The 17,234-nt window shown below is 67.2% G+C and carries 15 protein-coding genes and 1 tRNA gene; 1 reads left to right on the top strand and 15 read right to left on the bottom strand.

All coding sequences use genetic code 11. The features are described 5' to 3' along the window. The gene (locus tag WD184_03675) at window positions 1-1,149 is read right to left on the bottom strand and encodes a thiolase family protein (protein MEX0825847.1); all 1,149 of its coding nucleotides are present in this window, start codon (window positions 1,147-1,149) and stop codon (window positions 1-3) included. A 57-nt stretch (window positions 1,150-1,206) separates the two neighbouring features. Beyond that, window positions 1,207-1,280: transfer RNA gene (locus WD184_03670), tRNA-Ala, on the bottom strand. Window positions 1,281-1,396: 116 nt separating this feature from the next. On the opposite strand from WD184_03670, the gene WD184_03665 reads away from it, so the two are divergent. Then, window positions 1,397-1,759 carry a hypothetical protein gene (locus WD184_03665; GenBank protein MEX0825846.1) on the top strand — a complete coding sequence of 121 codons (363 nt, stop codon included), beginning with the start codon at window positions 1,397-1,399 and terminating at the stop codon, window positions 1,757-1,759. A gap of 6 nt (window positions 1,760-1,765) precedes the next feature. Here WD184_03665 and hemG read toward each other — a convergent pair whose 3' ends face one another. The 13 genes from hemG to WD184_03600 form a co-directional block, all read right to left on the bottom strand. Then, window positions 1,766-3,079, bottom strand: a complete 1,314-nt coding sequence (hemG, locus tag WD184_03660; GenBank protein ID MEX0825845.1) for a protoporphyrinogen oxidase — start codon at window positions 3,077-3,079, stop codon at window positions 1,766-1,768. A gap of 5 nt (window positions 3,080-3,084) precedes the next feature. Beyond that, window positions 3,085-4,470 (bottom strand): oxygen-independent coproporphyrinogen III oxidase, encoded by a 1,386-nt coding sequence (hemN, locus tag WD184_03655; GenBank protein ID MEX0825844.1) that lies wholly within the window; start codon window positions 4,468-4,470, stop codon window positions 3,085-3,087. Window positions 4,471-4,500: 30 nt separating this feature from the next. Next, on the bottom strand, window positions 4,501-5,490 hold the full coding sequence (gene hemE, locus WD184_03650; protein MEX0825843.1) for a uroporphyrinogen decarboxylase: 990 nt from the start codon (window positions 5,488-5,490) through the stop codon (window positions 4,501-4,503). Further along, complete coding sequence (hemL, locus tag WD184_03645; protein MEX0825842.1) at window positions 5,487-6,758, bottom strand: glutamate-1-semialdehyde 2,1-aminomutase; 1,272 nt, start codon at window positions 6,756-6,758, stop codon at window positions 5,487-5,489. Before hemL ends, hemE begins: the two co-directional genes overlap by 4 nt. Continuing rightward, window positions 6,755-7,735: a porphobilinogen synthase gene (hemB, locus tag WD184_03640; GenBank protein ID MEX0825841.1), complete on the bottom strand. Its 981-nt coding sequence runs from the start codon at window positions 7,733-7,735 to the stop codon at window positions 6,755-6,757. The genes hemL and hemB overlap by 4 nt, the downstream gene beginning before the upstream one ends. Further along, on the bottom strand, window positions 7,732-8,439 hold the full coding sequence (locus WD184_03635) for a uroporphyrinogen-III synthase (GenBank protein ID MEX0825840.1): 708 nt from the start codon (window positions 8,437-8,439) through the stop codon (window positions 7,732-7,734). The genes hemB and WD184_03635 overlap by 4 nt, the downstream gene beginning before the upstream one ends. Next, window positions 8,436-9,296 carry a hydroxymethylbilane synthase gene (hemC, locus tag WD184_03630; protein ID MEX0825839.1) on the bottom strand — a complete coding sequence of 287 codons (861 nt, stop codon included), beginning with the start codon at window positions 9,294-9,296 and terminating at the stop codon, window positions 8,436-8,438. The genes WD184_03635 and hemC overlap by 4 nt, the downstream gene beginning before the upstream one ends. Next, window positions 9,289-10,437, bottom strand: a complete 1,149-nt coding sequence (locus WD184_03625) for a hypothetical protein (protein MEX0825838.1) — start codon at window positions 10,435-10,437, stop codon at window positions 9,289-9,291. The genes hemC and WD184_03625 overlap by 8 nt, the downstream gene beginning before the upstream one ends. A gap of 66 nt (window positions 10,438-10,503) precedes the next feature. Then, complete coding sequence (cydC, locus tag WD184_03620) at window positions 10,504-12,231, bottom strand: thiol reductant ABC exporter subunit CydC (GenBank protein MEX0825837.1); 1,728 nt, start codon at window positions 12,229-12,231, stop codon at window positions 10,504-10,506. Then, complete coding sequence (locus WD184_03615) at window positions 12,228-13,877, bottom strand: ABC transporter transmembrane domain-containing protein (GenBank protein MEX0825836.1); 1,650 nt, start codon at window positions 13,875-13,877, stop codon at window positions 12,228-12,230. Before WD184_03615 ends, cydC begins: the two co-directional genes overlap by 4 nt. Before the next feature lie 26 nt (window positions 13,878-13,903). Next, window positions 13,904-14,800, bottom strand: a complete 897-nt coding sequence (hemF, locus tag WD184_03610) for an oxygen-dependent coproporphyrinogen oxidase (GenBank protein MEX0825835.1) — start codon at window positions 14,798-14,800, stop codon at window positions 13,904-13,906. Window positions 14,801-14,840: 40 nt separating this feature from the next. Continuing rightward, window positions 14,841-15,881 (bottom strand): ferrochelatase, encoded by a 1,041-nt coding sequence (gene hemH, locus WD184_03605; protein MEX0825834.1) that lies wholly within the window; start codon window positions 15,879-15,881, stop codon window positions 14,841-14,843. An 86-nt stretch (window positions 15,882-15,967) separates the two neighbouring features. Next, window positions 15,968-17,215 (bottom strand): DUF222 domain-containing protein, encoded by a 1,248-nt coding sequence (locus WD184_03600; protein ID MEX0825833.1) that lies wholly within the window; start codon window positions 17,213-17,215, stop codon window positions 15,968-15,970. Window positions 17,216-17,234: the final 19 nt, after the last annotated feature.

Below are 17,234 nucleotides of genomic sequence, written 5' to 3'. Positions count from 1 at the left end.
TCAGACGAGCTCGAGCAGGGTGGCGTTGGCCATGCCACCGCCCTCGCACATCGCCTGCAGGCCCCACTTCGCCTTGCGGCGGCGCATTTCGTGGACCAGGGTGGTCATCAGCCGCGCCCCCGAGCATCCCAGCGGATGGCCGAGGGCGATCGCCCCACCGTTCACGTTGACCTTGCTCCAGTCGGCCCCGGTCTCGTCGAGCCAGGCGGCGATCACCGAGGCAAAAGCCTCGTTGACCTCGAACAGGTCGATGTCACCGATGGTGAGGCCCGCCTTGGCAAGGATCTTCTCGGTGGCCGGAATCGGGCCCGTCAGCATCATCACCGGATCGGTGCCGGCGAGGGCGAACTGATGAAAGCGGGCGATCGGGGTGAACCCCAACTCCTCTGCCTTGTCCTCGAGCATGATCAACATCGCGGCTGCACCGTCGGAGATCTGCGACGAGTTGCCGGCAGTGATCTTGCCGTCGGCCTTGAAGGCCGGCTTCAGAGCCCCCAGGGCCTCCATCGAAGTGTCATCACGGATCCCCTGGTCGCGGGTGACCATCTCGCCGTCAACCTCGACCGGGATGATCTGCGTCTCGAAATGACCCTCCGCCGTCGCCGCCGCAGCCCGCGAATGGGAGTCGAACGCAATCGAGTCGAGGCGCTCGCGCGACGCCGCCCACTTCTCGGCGATCATTTCCGCCGACATCCCCTGTGGGACCAGTCCGTGGCTGTACCGCTCGAGCATCTTCGGCCCGAATGGGAACCCCGGCCCTTGCGAGGCGGTGATGCCCATCGGCACCCGGGTCATGGATTCGACACCGCCGGCGATCACGATGTCGTAGGCGCCGGCGATCACTCCCTGGGCGGCGAAGTGGGCGGCCTGCTGTCCGGAACCGCACTGGCGGTCGACGGTCGTCCCGGGAACCTCCTCGGGGAACCCGGCGGCCAACACCGCATTGCGGGCGATGTTGACACCCTGCTCCCCTGTCTGCATCACGCAGCCGAGGATCACGTCATCGATGCGACCGGGATCGAGTTCGTTCCGCTCGATCAGCGCCTGCAGCGAGAGGGCAGCGAGATCGGCGGGATGGATGTCCTTGAAGGCGCCGTTGCGCTTACCGCTGGGGGTACGAACCGCATCGACGATCACCGCGTTGCGCATATCGAATCCTCCGTCGTCTCGTCGGCGACCCTCTGCGGCCATCGAAGCCACAGACTGTGGAGATGAGGGGATTCGAACCCCTGACCCCCTGGATGCAAACCAGGTGCTCTGCCGGGCTGAGCTACATCCCCGTGGACACCATGATACGAAACCCCAGGCGGGCTATTGCCGTTCCGGTGCCGTCGCTCTTGGCCTCTGTCGAGGATCGGTAGTCCGGTATCCTGCGGCACCCGACCCAGGCCACCCGATGGACACCCTCCACGCAGGCGAACCGACGACCTCCGGCCTCTCCTGCCCTGCCCCCAACGCCTCCGACCTCACCCGCGGATTCAACGTCTCGGTTCTCGTCTCGGGGGTGCGATGCACGCTGAGCTATGTCGTGCTGCCCTTCCTGCTTCCCGTGCTCGGTTTCGCCCCGGGCGTCGGACCCGCGCTCGGACTGCTGATCGGCGCGGTAGCGATCGCCGCCAATGCCTGGAGTTTCCGCCGATTCTGGAAGTCCAATCACCCATGGCGCCGTCCGGTGCTCGTTGTCCACGCCTTGATAATCGTGTTCCTGGCGGTGCTCATTTCGATCGATCTCGGCAGCCTCGCCGGCGTGACGGGTTAGCAGGCCTCACCCTCCGGCGATCCTCGCCGCAAGGCGGGTGGCGTCGGTCGCCAGGTGAGCCACACCCACGCCGCGGTAGCCCCATCCGGTGAGATGGAGCCCGGGGGTGACGGCAACCAACTCGTCGATATTGCGCAACCAGTCGCGGTGACCCAAGTCGTATTGGGGGATCCCCTCCCGATGACGGACGATCTCGATAAAGGAAGGCGTGATGTCGCTTCCGAGGATCCGGGCCACCTCCCTCGAGACCTCGCTCAATAGCCGGTCATCGTCCCAATCGACGACATCTGGCCGGGTCGCCCCTCCGGCGATGATCTTGGCCAGCGAGGCCCCTTCGGGTGCCCGATGGGGGGCGTACGAGGATTCGAACAGGACACCAAGAGTGGCGGTGCGAGCATCAGGCCCCACGACGGCGCCGAAGCCCGGCGGGAGCGGAAGCATTGAGGCGGCGGCACCCAGGCCCATGACGACCACCGGAGCACTCACGGCATTTCTCAGCACCGCGGCGAGTTCGCCGCCAACGAGTCTCGCCGCCGCGCTGGGCCGACAAGCCAGGACCAAGTGATCCGCCTGCAGCCGGTCGGTAGCCGCGATCTCCCAGAAGCCGCCCTGCCGTCGGATCGATTCGACCTCCCAGCCGGGGCGAAGACGATCGCCCAGCCGAGCCGCAGCGGCCACTGCGAGGCCGGTCATACCACCCAGCGGCACATGGCTGGTGGGCCGCGGCGCACCCTTCGGTCGTTTGCGGAGCCTTCGGACTCCCCCCCGCACGATCGATCCCGCCTCATCCTCGAGACCGGTGATTGCAGGAAAGGCTGAACGCGCCGACAGCCTGGCGGGGTCGCCGGCAAACACCCCCGCCGCCGCGACCCAGGCAATCATCCCGCCGAGACCGCCACCGAGCCGGCGGCGCAGGAAAGCATCGAGGCTCTCCTCTTCTACTTGCCGGCCCTTAATCAAGGGCTCGGCGGCGGCTCGCAACTTCGCCGACCACGGGACAAGTGGGGCGAAGGCAGCCTTCGGTGACGACGGCAGGGCAACCAACCGGCCCCTTGTGAAGACATATCGCAGACCGCCATCCACCGCCGCCGCGACCCCGGCTCCAAGGCGAGCGAGGACCGGTGTCAGATGGGGATGAGGCAAGAGGAGGGTCCCCGCCGCCGGTTCGAGCGAAAAGCCGTCCCGTTGGATCGTCCTGGTCATGCCCCCTGGCTCACGGCCCCGGTCGAGCACCACGACGTCGTCGACCCCCGCCGCCATCAGTTCCGAGGCCGTGAATAGCCCTGCCAGCCCACCGCCGACGATGACGACCCGGGGCATCGAGGTCACACCGTCCTCGAGAACATCGGCTTGTCGCCTGAACGCCGGGCCGTGTGAACGTCGAACACCGTCGCCAGACGCCGCACGAAGAGGGCTCCGAGTTCGGTGGCCACTACCGTCGCCCCGTCCACCCGGGCCATCCCCTCCTCGACCAGACCCCCCGGGGCGCACAGCGCGCCCACCTCGGCGGCGAAGTAGTCGACTCCATCTACTCCGAAGCGGTCTCCGGCGGCGGCGAGGTCGACCAGGCCATTGCACATCAACTCGGTGATCACGAACCGGCGCACAAGATCGTCGGCGTCGAGTCGATACCCCCGCTCGACCGGCAGCCGCCCGGCGTCCACGGACTCGTAGTAGGAGGCGAGACGGCGATGATTCTGCGCGTAAAGGCCGTCGACATCGGAGATGCCCGAGGTGCCGAGCGCCACCGTATCGGTGTCCCGCTTGGTGGTGTACCCCATGAACGTACGGGTCAGCGTGCCGTTGTCCGCTGCAGTGACCAGTTCGTCACCGGGCAGCGCGAAGTGGTCCATGCCGATCTGCCGATATCCGGCCGCGGCCAGCGTCGCCACCACTGTGGCCAATAAGGCGAACTTGGTGGGCGTGTCGGGAAGCAGGCCCTCGTCGATGCGTTTCTGATGTGGCCGCATCCAGGGGACGAATGCGAACGAGTAGACGGCAAGTCGATCAGGACGCATCTCGACGACGGCTGCCAGGGTCCGTGTAAAGGTCTCTTCCGACTGGCCGGGAAGCCCGTAGATGAGATCGAAGTTGATCGAAGGGAATCCAAGCCTTCGTGCCTCCCGATACAGGTGCTCGGTTTGCTCGAGCGTCTGGCCCCTTCCGATCAAATCCTGCACACCCGGGTCCAGGTCCTGCACCCCCAGCGAGAGACGATTGAAACCGAGTTCGCGGAGGGTGTCGAGATGGGCGTCGCTGGTGACCCGCGGGTCGACTTCGACAGCAACTTCAGCAACGGGGTCGAGCTCGAAGTGGTCGAGAAGCCTCTCATGAAGCGCCTGGAGCACCGCCGGAGGATGATGAGTCGGCGTGCCCCCGCCCCAGTGGTATTGGACCACGCTCCGTCTCGCACCCAGGTGTGCGGCGACGAGAGCCGCCTCTGCCACAACGCGGTCGATGTACGGCTCGGCGACTTCCGGCCGGCGAGCGACGACTACATGGCATGCACAGAACGAGCAGCGCGCCTCGCAAAAGGGAAGGTGCACATAGAGCGACAGCGGATCGTTCTGCCTGCTGCCCGCCGCCGCCAGCCGGTCGGCATACTCGTCGGGTCCCACGCCCTCGCCGAACTCGACCGCGGTGGGATAGGACGTGTAACGCGGCCCGGGACGGTCATGCCGGGCAAGCAGCTCCGCAGAGACTTCTATCACGAGCGAACGGCTCTCACGAGCGAACGGCTCTCACGAGCGAACGGCTCTCACGAGGGCGGCAACGTGCTCGGGTGGTGTCTGGCGGTCGATCCCATGCCCGAGATTGACGACGTGGCCGGCGCGTCCGCCGACCCGAGCGAGCAGATCGGTAACGGCCCGTCGGATCGTATCGGGGTCGGTCAAGAGGACCGCGGGGTCGATGTTTCCCTGGATGGCGACATCGCCCAGCCGATCCCACGCTTCGTCGATGGGGAGGCGCCAATCCACGCTGTAGGCGTCTGCTGCGATCGTCGGCTGCAGGTCGAGGGTGTGGCCGGCTCCGGGGGCGAAGTAGATGCGGGGTACTTCGAGTCCGTCGAGTGCCGTCCTGGCCCCCGGGACCGCCAGCTCCTGGAATCGCTCCCGATCGAGGACACCGGCCCAACTGTCGAAGAGCTGAATCACATCGGCACCGGCGTCCACCTGCATCCGGAGGTATGAGTTCATCGCCCTACCGAGCACATCGAGTGCGGCGCTCGCCCCGGCGGGGTCTCGACGGAGAGCCGCCCGAAGCATCATGAACTCCTTCGAACCCCCGCCCTCGACCAGATAGGCGAGGAGGGTCAACGGCGCGCCGGCGAAACCGATCACTGCCGTGGTGTCGGGAACCGAGGCGCGCACCCGCTTGATCGTCTCCGCCACGAAACCGACCCGCTCCGGGTCGAATATCTTGAGGGCAGCGATCTCGGCGAGTTCGTGGGGCCGCAGCTTCGGTCCCGGGTCGAACTCCACATCGACTCCCATCGCCTCGAGCGGAGTCATGATGTCGGCGAAGATCACCGCCCCGTCCATGTCGAACCGGCGTATCGGCTGCAGACTCACCTCGGCGGCGATAGCCGGATCGGACACACACTCTTGAAAGGTCTTCCCCGACCGCAGTTCCCGGTACTCGGGGAGATATCGGCCCGCCTGACGCATGATCCACACCGGTGGGCGGTCGACGGCTCTCTGAAGGAGGGCGTCGACGAGAGGGCGGCTCACGCGATCGCCCCGATGGCGGTGGCCAGGATCTCGATGGCCTCGTCGAGTACCGGCCCGTGGTCCTCCATCAGGAACAGAGCCTCGAAGGCAGACGGTGGCAGCACTACCCCGGTGCGAAATGCTTCGTGATAGAAGCGAGCAAACAGGGCTCGATCGATGTTCTTGGCATCTTCCCAGGACCGCACCTTCGCCGGTCCGAAGAACACCGTGAGCATCGCTCCGACCCGCTGCACGCACCCCGGCACCTCGTGATCCGCCAGGGCAGATGTGAGACGCTGCTCCATGCGGGCCCCCATCGTCTCCAGATCGTCGTAGAGGCCGGGATGATCCCGCAGGTAGCGCAGGCAGGCGAGACCGGCGGCGACCGCAAGCGGGTTACCCGCAAGGGTTCCGGCCTGGTACACCGGACCGTCTGGCGCCACCATGCGCATCAGATCGGCGCGGCCCCCGTAGGCGGCTGCCGGGGCGCCGCCGGCAACCACTTTGCCCAGGCAGGTGAGATCGGGGGTGATGCCGAATCGTTCCTGGGCTCCGCCGAGGCCGACCCGGAAGCCGGTCATCACCTCGTCGAACACCAGGAGGGCGCCGTGGCGATCACACAGGTCACGCAAACCCTGCAGAAAGCCAGGAGCGGGAGGGACGACGCCCATGTTGCCCGCAACGGGTTCGACGATCACCGCCGCAATGTCCCCGGATGAGAAGGCCACCTCGACCGAGACCAGGTCGTTGAACGTCGCGGACCGGGTATCGGCCACTGTCGCCGGGGGCACTCCGGGGCTGTCGGGCTGGCCCAGGGTTGCCGGACCGCTGCCGGCGGCCACCAGGAACGGGTCGGCGTGGCCGTGGTAGCACCCCTCGAACTTGATGATCCCCGCTCGGCCGGTGGCCGCCCGAGCCACTCGAATGGATGATGCTGTCGCCTCGGTACCCGAGTTGACCATCCGCACGATTTCGATGCTCGGCACCAGATCGACGATCAGTTCGGCGAGGTCCACCTCGACGGTGCTCGGAATCCCGTAGGAGGTGCCGCGGCTGGCCGCCTCGTGCAATGCACCCACGATTTCGGGACGGGCATGCCCCAAGATCAGTGCCCCCCATGAGGCCACGAAGTCGATGAGGCGATCACCATCAGCGGTCTCGATATGAGCCCCGGCGGCGGATACCACAAAGGGCGGAGTGCCACCGACCCCCTTGAGGGCACGCACCGGCGAGTTGACCCCGCCAGGCATGACGGCAGTGGCACGGTGGTACCAGTCGACGGAGTTCATCGGACCTCCAGGAGGCGGGCGGCACGGGTTGCGAAGTACGTGAGGATGATGTCGGCGCCGGCCCGGGCGATCCCGGTCAGCGACTCCATCATGATGCGGTCTCCATCGATCCACCCATTGGCTGCGGCCGATTCGATCATCGCAAACTCGCCTGACACCTGATAAGCGGCGACCGGAACATCGACAGCCGCCCGCACCGCTGCCACGACATCGAGGTACGGCCCGGCAGGCTTGACCATCACCATGTCGGCCCCTTCAGCGAGATCCTGGGCCACCTCGCGCAACGCCTCGCGGACATTGGGCGGATCCATCTGATGGGTCCGCCGGTCGCCGAATGCGGGCGCCGATTGGGCCGCCTCCCGGAACGGGCCGTAATAAGCGCTGGCGTACTTGACCGAATACGAGCAGATGGCCAATTCGGCGTGACCGGCCTTGTCGAGCGACGCCCGCACAGCCGCCACCCGGCCGTCCATCATGTCCGAAGGGGCGATCACGTCCGCCCCGGCATCGGCGTACACCACGGCTGACCGCGCCAGCAGCGGCAGCGTCGCGTCGTTGTCGACTCGCTCGTCCACCACCACACCGCAGTGGCCGTGGCTGGTGTACTCGCAGAGGCACAGGTCGGCCCATACGGTGAGGTCGAGGCCGCGATCCTTGATGGCCCGGATTGCGGCGGGGACCGGGCCGGCGGGATCCCACGCTCCAGACCCCGCTCCGTCCTTCGACCCCGGAATCCCGAAGAGGATCACACCACCCACGCCGGTTGCAGCGGCTTCCTCGACAACAGGAACCAATCGGTCCACGGAGAGTTGGGCGTGCCCGGGCATCGACCCGATCGGTTGCTCCACGCCGGCCCCCTCCACCACAAAGAGGGGCAAGACGAACATCGCACTATCGAGGCGGGTCTCGGCGACCTGCCGCCGCATCGCAGCGCTCACTCGCAGGCGTCTCCCCCTGGCGGTCGGGAAAGTGGTCATGATGCGTGCCTTTCATTACTGGCGACATGCGCGGCGACTGCCTCGACGATCGCCGCCGCACCCGGGGACCCCGGCACCACGTCCGGCGGGCGGCCCACTGACTCGAGATACGCGGCGGTGGTCGGTCCCATCGCAGCCACGACGATCCCGGAAAGACCCCGTGACTTCCGCCATCCTGCCACCGCTGAAGGCGATCCAAAGATCACCGCGTCGACGGGATCACCTGCAGGAGCAAGCGACTCCGTCGCATAGACCGCCGCAGCCACAAGGTGGGAGCAGTGCTGCGCCAGCCACCTCGCCATGGTGCCGTCGGCACCCCGGGCGTGGGGAAAAACGGCCGCGGTGCCGCCGACCCGCCCGTCGAGAAGTTCACGCAACGAGGCAGCGCCACCACTGCCGGAGAGCGCCACCGCTCCCCCGGCCCGCCGAACCGCGTCGGCAGTGGTTGCCCCCACCGCCGCGGTCGCCGGTCGAGATGGCATGGCGGCCTCGGGCCACACGATCTCCACGGCGCGCGGTGACGTCACGACGATCCAGTCCGCCGACTCGGCCGCCGCCCGCAACTCATCGAGCACCCCGTCGGCTGCCGGCTCAACACGTATGCATGGCAGTAGAACCGGGACGAGTCCGCACCCCTCCGAGAGGGCAATGATCCGATCGGCGGCCCGGCCGGCGGTCGTGGTGACGGCGACCCTGACGGTCATGCGACCTCCAGTGAGGCAACCAGTGATTCCACTGCCGCGACGGCGTTCTCAGCACGTGCGGTCGCACGACGGGCACCGCGCTGGTCGTGGACGAATCCGACGAGAGCCATCTCACCACCGATTCGATGAGCGAGCACCCCCAATGCGGCACGACAGCCCGCTCCGGTCCGGGCCAAGACGGTTCGCTCTGCGTGAACGGCTTCCGTCGTCTCCGGATCCGCGATTGCATCTACCAGCCGCATCGCGTCACTGTCGGCGACCCCCTCCACCGCAAGCGCAGCCTGGCCGGCAGCCGGCACCATCTGCTCGAGGGTGAATCGCTGCGAGATGCCACCATCGATTCCCAGCCTCCGTAGCCCCGCCTCGGCGAGGACCACCGCGTCGACTTCACCCGACTCGACCATCCCGAGCCGGGTCTCGACATTCCCCCGGATGCCGCGCACCTCGACATCGGGACGCAATTCCAGCAACTGTGCAGATCTCCGCGGGCTACCGGTGCCCACCCGGGCCCCCTCCGGGAGTTCGGCGAGCGTGGTTCCACACAACAGATCCCACGGCACCTCGCGTCGCGGGTAAGCAGACCGCAACGACTCGGGACCAATCACCGGCAGGTCCTTGCACGAGTGCACCGCGACATCAGCACGGTCCTCGAGCACGGCTCGCTGCACCGCTCGCACGAAAGCCCCCACCTCGGTCAACTCGAAGACCGGGGTCGTGCGGTCGGTGTCACCGGTGGTCGTGATCTCTACCAGACGAATCTCGAGGCCGGGATGAGCAGAAGCGAGTCGCTCCGCCACCCATCTCGCCTGTGCAAGGGCGAGTCGGGAGCGCCGCGTTGCAATCCTCAACTCATGCATCCTCGACACCGAAGGCCTCTGCGATGACATCGATGGCCTCCTCCGGTCGGTCGCTGGAGCGGATGTAGGCGATGGGGCCGGCCAGCAGAGTCCGGGCGGCGGTATGGACTGCTTGACGCAGAACATCACGGTCGCCCTCCGCGGCAAGTCTTCCGGAGAATCGATCGACCACCCGGTCGACGAGATCGTCGGCCGTCCGGGTGAGCCCTCCTATCACCGGGCCAAGAGTGTGGTGATCCGTGATCCCCCTGAAAGCATCAGCGGCGGAAGCCGCGACCATGGCGTCGGCGTCCCGGCTCCGAGGCCGCCGATCTGCCATGCGGGCGAGCATGTCGATGTCCACGTAGTCGACGGGCGTCGAGGCCGGTGGAGCAAAGTCGGGAGGCATTGCCATGTCCAGCAGCAGCAGCCGGTCGGTGCGAGATCGTACTGCCCGCTCGAATTCCTCATCGGCCAACGGGCGGTACTTTGCGGAAGTAGCCGACACGACCGCTGGAAAGGTTGCCAACGCCTCAACCGCGCGCTCGAACGGCCAGACCTCCACCCCTCCGAGGGACACCTTCTCGGGATTCCGGCTGACAACGACGATCTCGGGCGGTGCCGGAAGCCCCTGGAGGCCGGTGACCACCGCGGTCGACATGAGGCCCGACCCGATGATCGCCACCCGACGGTGCCCCCCTACTACCTGGGCGGCCACTGCGGCCATCGAGGCGTGCGGCGAGCCCGGAAGAAGTTCGCGCGCCTGACGACCGACGGAAACCGCTGTCTCGAGAAGCTTGGTGAACAACCCGGCGACGCGGTCCGCTTGCCCGCTGGCAACCACAGACTGCCGAAACTGGCTGAGGATTTCCCTCTCCCCGAGGATCGGCGATTCGAGGCCGGCGGCCACCCGGAAGAGGTGGTGTACCGCTTCCTCTCCCCTCCGCGTATTTCCCACGGAGGTATCGACACCATCAAAGAGGCTGGTGAGCACATCCTCGAATCTCGTCTCGTCGCCTACGGCGACGACCTCGATTCGAAGACATGTGGACAGAACGAAGACGTCGTCCAACTGCGGTGCGCCGATGAGGCGCCGCGCCAGTTCCGCCCGAACCGACCCATCGACGGCCGGGTACGAGAAAGTGATCGACGAAACGAGCATGGTGACCTGCGTCGACGGAGGGGAGGACGGTATCGCTTCGAGTCCCGACAGCGAGTCGGGACGCGATCAGCCGAGGACGTCCTCGTGCCTACTCCAGAGGCCCGCGTACACGCTATTGGCACGCAGCAGCGCCTCATGAGTGCCCCGCTCGACCAGCCGCCCGCCATCCATCACCAGGACTTCGTCGGCGTACTGAACGGTTTCCAGCCGGTGGGCAACCACGATCACGGTCCGCCGCCCCCGTTCGTCCCCGAGAGTCTCTGATATGTGCTGCGCCGTCGCCGAATCCAGCTCGGAAGTCGCCTCATCGAGGATCAAGACCCGCGGATCGCGTAGCAAGGCCCGGCCAATCGACAACCGTTGACGCTGCCCTCCGCTCATGGACTCCCCGCTCTCACCGATCGGGGTGTCCAGCCCTGCCCCGAGACTCCGGACCCATTCCGACAGCGCGGCTCGCTCCAGTGCGTGCCACAGCTCGTCGTCGGTGGCCCCGGGCCGCGCAAGGCGCAGATTGTCGGCGATCGTCCCGAAGAAGATGTCGGGCCGCTGCGGCACGAGAGCCACCGCCTGGCGGAGATCGGATTCGCCGGTCAAGCGAAGATCGACGCCGCCGACCAGCACCCGGCCGCGGTCAGGATCCCGGAACCGCACCAGAAGCTCGACCAGCGTCGATTTGCCCGAACCTGACGGCCCGACCACAGCCACCATCGAGCCGTCGTCGACCCTGCAGTCGATCGAATCGAGCACGGTCTGCGATCCGATGACGACGGAGACGGCCTCGAAGTCCACGCTGCCATCAACCCCGGTCAGCGGCGGTGCCGGTGCCGGCTGCACTGGAGGGGGGCGGTCAGCCAACTCGAACAGTCGACCGGCCGCAGCCAGAGCCTGCTCCACGTCCGGAACGATTTCCTCGAGCGCCCGTGCGGGCGCAGTGCCAACCCAGGCAACGACGACGGCCGCAGCCACTGCCGCCAGGTTGATCGCTCCGCCGCCGAACCTGTAGATGGCCGCCGCCGCAACCGCCACCACCGCGCCGCCGGCGAGAAGATCTATCAGGACGGCGCGGACCGCACTGATGCGGGCGAGATCACCGCGCACCTCATCGGCCGCGGCAGAGACAAGACCGATCCGTTCGGCGATCTGCGCCCCGGCACCGAGGACCGCGATCTCCTGGCTCCCCTGCACGGCGTCAGTCAAGACGGCACCCGCCTCCCCGGTGAGGACGCGTGTCTCGGAAGACAGGTCGGCGACCCGCCGCGATCTGATCCACGGCGGCCCCAGAACCATCGCCAACGGGAACGGCAGAAAGACCAGGGCGACAAGCGGATCGACCCCTATCGCCAATGCTGCTGAGGCCAGCAGCGGAACCACCAGCGCTGAAACCAGTGGTGCGATGGTGTGGGCGTAAAACGGTTCGACTCGATCGACGTCACCGACGATCCGTGCCACCAGATCGCCGCTTCTCTCGGTTTCAAGTCCGGCAGGGGCGAGCGGCACGAGGTGGCGGTATACGTCGACGCGCAATTCGGACAGCAACCGGAAGGCGACGGCGTGCCCGGTGAACTGCTCGAGGTACCTAAAGAGACCCTTGACGATTGCCAGGATCGCCAGAGTCCCCACCATGCCCGCCACCGAGTCGCCGTCGGCAAGGTCCATGATCATCGCCGCGGCCAGAGCGGGGATCACTATCCCGAAAGTCTGATTGATCACCCGGCAGGCGCTCGATATGACCATCAGGGGGGCCAGCGGCCGCAGCAGTCCGAGCAGGCGCCGGGCGGTGGCGAGGCGGTTCACGATCGCATCCCCGGTCCCTGGCCCTCACCAACAACGACCCGCCCGCCGGCCAAGACGATCACGCGGTCGACCCCTGCGATGGTCGAGCGCCGGTGGGCGATGACGATGACGGTCCGCCCCGCCATGAGACGATCGAGCGCGTCTTTGATCCGCGCTTCTGTCGCCAGGTCGACGCTCGACGTCGGCTCATCGAGCACCACCACCTCGGCATCGACCAGCAGGGCCCTGGCGATGGCTACCCGCTGGACCTCCCCTCCGCTGAGACTCAGGCCGCGCTCACCCACCGGAATCTCGAGGCTGTCGTCGCGTGCGGTGACGAGTTCTCCGAGGCCGGCGGCGCTGAGGGCCGCCCGCATCTCCTCGTCGGTAGCTCCGGAACGGGCGAAGCGAAGATTGTCGGCCAGGGTGCCATGGAAGAGGAAGGGGCGTTGTGCCACCAGAACGGCACGGCCACCAACAGCGACAACGCCTTCATCGGGATCGAGGAGTCCGAGCACCAGGTTCGCCACCGTTGTCTTCCCTGCACCGGACGCACCAATCAGAGCCACCCGCTCTCCTGGCGCCACCCGAAACGAGACCCCGTCGATCGCCCGGGTTCCGTCGGGATAGGTGAACCGAACCCCGTCAAACTTCACTACTCCCCGCTCCACCCGATCGCCCTCCCGGTGCGACTGCGGGGTCCCCTCGGTCAGAGCGAGTAGCTCCCTCACCTGGGTGGCCGCGGCCCGTCCAATCGCCCCCACATAGAAGAACCGGCCGATGGCGGTGAGCGGCTCGATGAGCATTACGCCGAGAAGTACGAGAGCGGCCGCGTCCCCCACGTCGATGGCCCCCGACGCGAGCCTCACACCGGCCATGGAGGCCGCGGCCACCACGGTTCCCAGCGTGAACAGCGAGTCGACGGCGAGCAGCGCCAGTTGGTTCACTCGCAGTAGTCGCATGGTCTCGGCTCGCAGACGCTCCGATTCATGGGCGAGCGAGTCGCCGTAGTCGCTCGCACGGTCGAGGGCCTTGAGGGTTCGCAGACCTTGTACGCCGTCGAGGAACCGAGCCGCCAACTCGTCGGCGGTCTCCCGGTACCGGGTACTCACCGAGGCGAATCGCCGCTCGAGCAGCCGCAGCATCACCGGCACCAGCGGAATGACGACCAGGAGCACGAGCGCGACCGGCCAGTCCACGAAGGCGACTACGACGATCAGAGCCAGGGGGATCACCATCCCCCCGATCAACTGGGGAAGAAAGGTGGCGCCGAGGGCTCCGATCGCTCCGATCCCTTCGGTGGCCTTGCCTACCAGTTCACCCGTGCGGTGGCCTTCCCGCGGACCAACCGTGAGAACCGCCTCGAGCACGCGCCGCCGTAGGTCGCGCTCCACCCGACCGGCAGTGCGGGCGGCGGCGATTGGGGTGATCGGCGCCAGCAGGGCTCGACAGGTGAGAACCAGAGCCAACCCTGCGAGCGGGTCCGCGGTCGCGCCTTCTTGCGACAGGGCGCGCACGATGCTGCCGACCAACAACGCGGCGGCGGCGCCGAGCAGAGCGCGGACGAGGCCGACGATGACGGAGAGGCTGATCGATCCCGTGGAGGCTGCAAAGAGGGAGATTCCTCGGCTCGACGATCCCTGCGGCATCCGGCGAACGTACCGCATATCGGCGACTCGTGATGAGCCAGCCTCTAGACCCAATCACGCGGCGACGAGCGCAGCAACTCCACCAGCGCCGCCTCGGCGGAGCCTGGCTCGGGATGGTGGTCGTACTGCCATCTCGCGATCGGCGGCATCGATCCGAGGATCGACTCGGCCCGTCCCCCGGTCTCGAGGCCGAATCTCGTGCCGCGATCCCAGATCAGGTTGAACTCGACATAGCGAGCCCGCCGGATCTCATGCCAGCGGCGCTGATGGTCGCCGACCGGTGTGTCGACCCGGCGCTCCAGGATCGGGAGGTACGCCTCGAGCAGGTGGTCGGCGAGGTCCTGCTGGAAGGCCCACACTTCGTCGAGGCGATCGGTGAGGTGGTCGAAGAAGAGGCCGCCGATTCCCCGAGCCTCATGACGGTGCGGCAGGAAGAAGTACTCGTCGCAGGCTTGCTTCCACGCCCGGTGATCCGACACCGGGTGTCGGTCGCAGACAAAGCGAAGGACGTTATGGAAGTGGACCGCATCCTCGTCATACAGGTAGTACGGCGTCAGATCGGCGCCACCGCCGAACCAGGCGGTCCCGGTGTCGGACTCGAAGTATCGGATGTTGGCGTGGAAGGTGGGAGCGTGGGGGTTGCGGGGATGCACGATGATCGACACCCCGGTGGCGTAGAACTCGGAGCCGGTGGCGGCAAGCCGCTCGGTGAGTGAGGCGGGGGTCGGGCCGAATACCGCCGAGAAGTTGACTGCCGCCTTCTCGATGTGGCGCCCCCCGTCGAGAACCCGGGTGTCGCCTCCTCCTCCCTCGGGACGAACCCAGGGATCCGATATGAAAGCGGCTGAACCGTCGAGAGCCTCGATGCCTTCGGCGAAGCGAATCTGGAACCCGCGGTACCACGACTCGATCGAGGCGCGCCCCCCGGCTATCGATGGCATGGCTTCATGGTGGCATGAATCACTGTCGGGGACTCCCGCCTCAACGCGGGAACTGAGCCGCCCGGCGAACCATCCCGGCCACCGTCGCGGCCCAGGCCGGCGAGGCGTTGACGCACGGGACCAGCAGGAAGTCGCCGTGACCGAGGCTTCCCCACTGACTGCGGCCACGGATGCCGATCTCCTCGATCGTCTCGAGGCAGTCGGCGGTGAACGACGGAGTGAGCACGGCAAGCCTGCGGACGCCCCCCTCGTACAGCGCCGGCAGCACCTTGTCGGTGTAGGGCTCGATCCATTTCTGTCCGGCGAGCCGCGACTGGAACGCGGTCGAGAACGCGCCGTCCCCGATTCCGAGTGCGGCAACAAGGCCCCGCGTGGTGGCGTAGCACTGGGCCCGGTAACAGAACCGGTTGGCATCGAGCATCTGATCACAGCACGACGACGACGCCAGGCACCAGGAGGAAGACGCATCGCTCTTGCGGATCTGCTTCTCCGGGAGCCCGTGGTAGCTGAAGAGGACATGATCCGGCGCGAAGTCGTCAAGTAGTGGCTTCGCCACCTCGGCGACCGCGGTCAGATAGCCCGGCTCGTCGTAGAAGGCTCCGAGGGCGGTCACCTCCGGGAGGTTCCACCGGGCACCGATCACCTCCATTGCCTTCTCGACTGCCGAGCCACCGGACGCCGAGGCGTACTGTGGAAAGAGCGGGAGGATGACGATCCGGTCACACCCGCTCGCGGTGAGCGAGTCCACTGCCGACTCGATCGACGGACTCTGGTACCTCATCCCGAACTCCACCCGGTAGCGCTCGCCGAGCAAGTCCTGAACCGCGGCGGACAGTGCCTCGGTGTGGATGGTGAGCGGTGACCCCTGATCGGTCCAGATCTTGCGGTAGGCCTCTGCCGAGCGCCGCGGCCGGAACGGCAGGATCACTGCATTCAAGAGGAGGGCTCGGGCAGGGGCTGACATGTCGAGAACCCGGCGGTCCGAAAGGAACTCGCGGAGATAGCGGCGAACATCCGAGGTCGACGGCGACGCCGGCGTCCCCAACTGCAGCAATAGCACTCCCGTCGGGCGTCCGATCATTTCGTTCACGATTGGTCAGACCCTATCGAACCTACGTCGGAGGTCGGCCGCCACCGTTCTGTCTGATGAGGCGGGGTCGGCCGCGGTTAGGGCGGCTTCCCGCTCTTGGTGTACCGGTGCCCGAGCGGGCTGATCCAGAGGTGATCGCCGCCGGGTAGGGGCACGTGCCTCCACCCGACCCGGTGGCGGTTGGTCACGTGGTCGTGCCTGCACCCCGCGTCGAGCCCGCCGACCGAGGTTCGCTTCTCCTCCGCCCACGGGACGCGGTGGTCGAGGTCGCACCGGGTGGCCGGCATGCGGCATCCCGGAAAGATGCAGGTGCGATCGCGGGCCTCGACCGTCCGACGCTGCGCAGTGGAGGGGCGGCGGCGGGTGGTGCCATTGTGAATCGGGAGGCCGGTACTCGGATCGGAGAGGGTGAAACGCCACTCGCCGCCCGACTGGGCCTCCGCCACCTGGCGGGCGATGTCGGCTATCACCGGGCCGAATCCGGCGAGGTCGCCCGGCGTCTCGGCGAGGCGAGCAAGGGTCTCGAGATCGACATGGAGATCGACGGATCCACCCCGCTGGTCGCGCTTGAGACCGGAGAGAAGGTCGAGGAAGACATCGGCCCGCAGTTGGTCCATGCTGCGTTCGTCGCCCTGCCGGTTCAGGCTCCTGGCGATCCGGTCGATGCGGCGGGCGATAGCGGCGACCCGGTCCGGCGGCAGGTCGAGTCCCAGGAGGTGCGCGGTGCCGTCGGTCGAACCTTCAGTGACGACCCGGCGCTCGGCGATCGACTCCTCGTAGTGCTCCCGGGCGGTATCAGGGTCCACCTCGATGGCCAGACGACGGATCCGCGCCGCTAGCTCGCCGGTGGTCAGCCCCGGGGCGTCACCGATTACCGCGGCTACGACTCGCCGGGCGGAAGTTTCGTCGAGATGGGAGGTGCCGTGGACGATCGCCCCTGCCCTCCGCGGGTCGATGTCCCCGGCGACCAGGGCCGCCCGGACCGCCGGAAGGCGTTTGATGCCGAGGGCAAGTTCGAGCGCCGTCTCGGCCGCCCGACGGGTGAGGCGGAGCGCGCACCGAATCTCTGTTGCCGATGCCTCCCAGGCCAACTTCGGATCGTCAGCAAAAGGCTCTTCCTCCATATGCTCGGCGACCGAGACCATGGCCGCATAGACCTGGCCCTGAAAGTGAGAAGCCATCCGTTGCTGGGCCCGCAGCACGACCACCCTGTCGTGGCCGGACACCTCGTTGACATCGATGGTGGCGAGGAATCCGGCGAGTGCCGGACCCGGCCGCATCTGGTCGAGCCCCGGAGGAATCGGCTGGCGTTCTCTATCGAACATGTGTTCTATGGTATGGGGA

Source organism: Acidimicrobiia bacterium (genome assembly GCA_040878325.1).
In the GTDB taxonomy this organism is placed as follows: Bacteria; Actinomycetota; Acidimicrobiia; order Spongiisociales; family UBA11373; genus JAUYIV01.
Note: the sequence above shows the minus strand (reverse complement) of the source record. Positions and strands in the feature narration are given on the sequence as shown.

What these genes read in the sequence shown, in the direction of transcription:
- WD184_03625 (MEX0825838.1), bottom strand. Translation starts at nt 10,437, where the DNA reads ATGCTCGTTTCGTCGATCACTTTCTCGTACCCGGCCGTCGATGGGTCG.
- hemH (MEX0825834.1), bottom strand. Translation starts at nt 15,881, where the DNA reads ATGATCGGACGCCCGACGGGAGTGCTATTGCTGCAGTTGGGGACGCCG.
- WD184_03675 (MEX0825847.1), bottom strand. Translation starts at nt 1,149, where the DNA reads ATGCGCAACGCGGTGATCGTCGATGCGGTTCGTACCCCCAGCGGTAAG.
- WD184_03600 (MEX0825833.1), bottom strand. Translation starts at nt 17,215, where the DNA reads ATGTTCGATAGAGAACGCCAGCCGATTCCTCCGGGGCTCGACCAGATG.
- hemB (MEX0825841.1), bottom strand. Translation starts at nt 7,735, where the DNA reads ATGACCACTTTCCCGACCGCCAGGGGGAGACGCCTGCGAGTGAGCGCT.
- hemC (MEX0825839.1), bottom strand. Translation starts at nt 9,296, where the DNA reads ATGCATGAGTTGAGGATTGCAACGCGGCGCTCCCGACTCGCCCTTGCA.
- WD184_03615 (MEX0825836.1), bottom strand. Translation starts at nt 13,877, where the DNA reads ATGCGGTACGTTCGCCGGATGCCGCAGGGATCGTCGAGCCGAGGAATC.
- WD184_03635 (MEX0825840.1), bottom strand. Translation starts at nt 8,439, where the DNA reads ATGACCGTCAGGGTCGCCGTCACCACGACCGCCGGCCGGGCCGCCGAT.
- hemL (MEX0825842.1), bottom strand. Translation starts at nt 6,758, where the DNA reads ATGAACTCCGTCGACTGGTACCACCGTGCCACTGCCGTCATGCCTGGC.
- hemG (MEX0825845.1), bottom strand. Translation starts at nt 3,079, where the DNA reads ATGCCCCGGGTCGTCATCGTCGGCGGTGGGCTGGCAGGGCTATTCACG.
- hemF (MEX0825835.1), bottom strand. Translation starts at nt 14,800, where the DNA reads ATGCCATCGATAGCCGGGGGGCGCGCCTCGATCGAGTCGTGGTACCGC.
- WD184_03665 (MEX0825846.1), top strand. Translation starts at nt 1,397, where the DNA reads ATGGACACCCTCCACGCAGGCGAACCGACGACCTCCGGCCTCTCCTGC.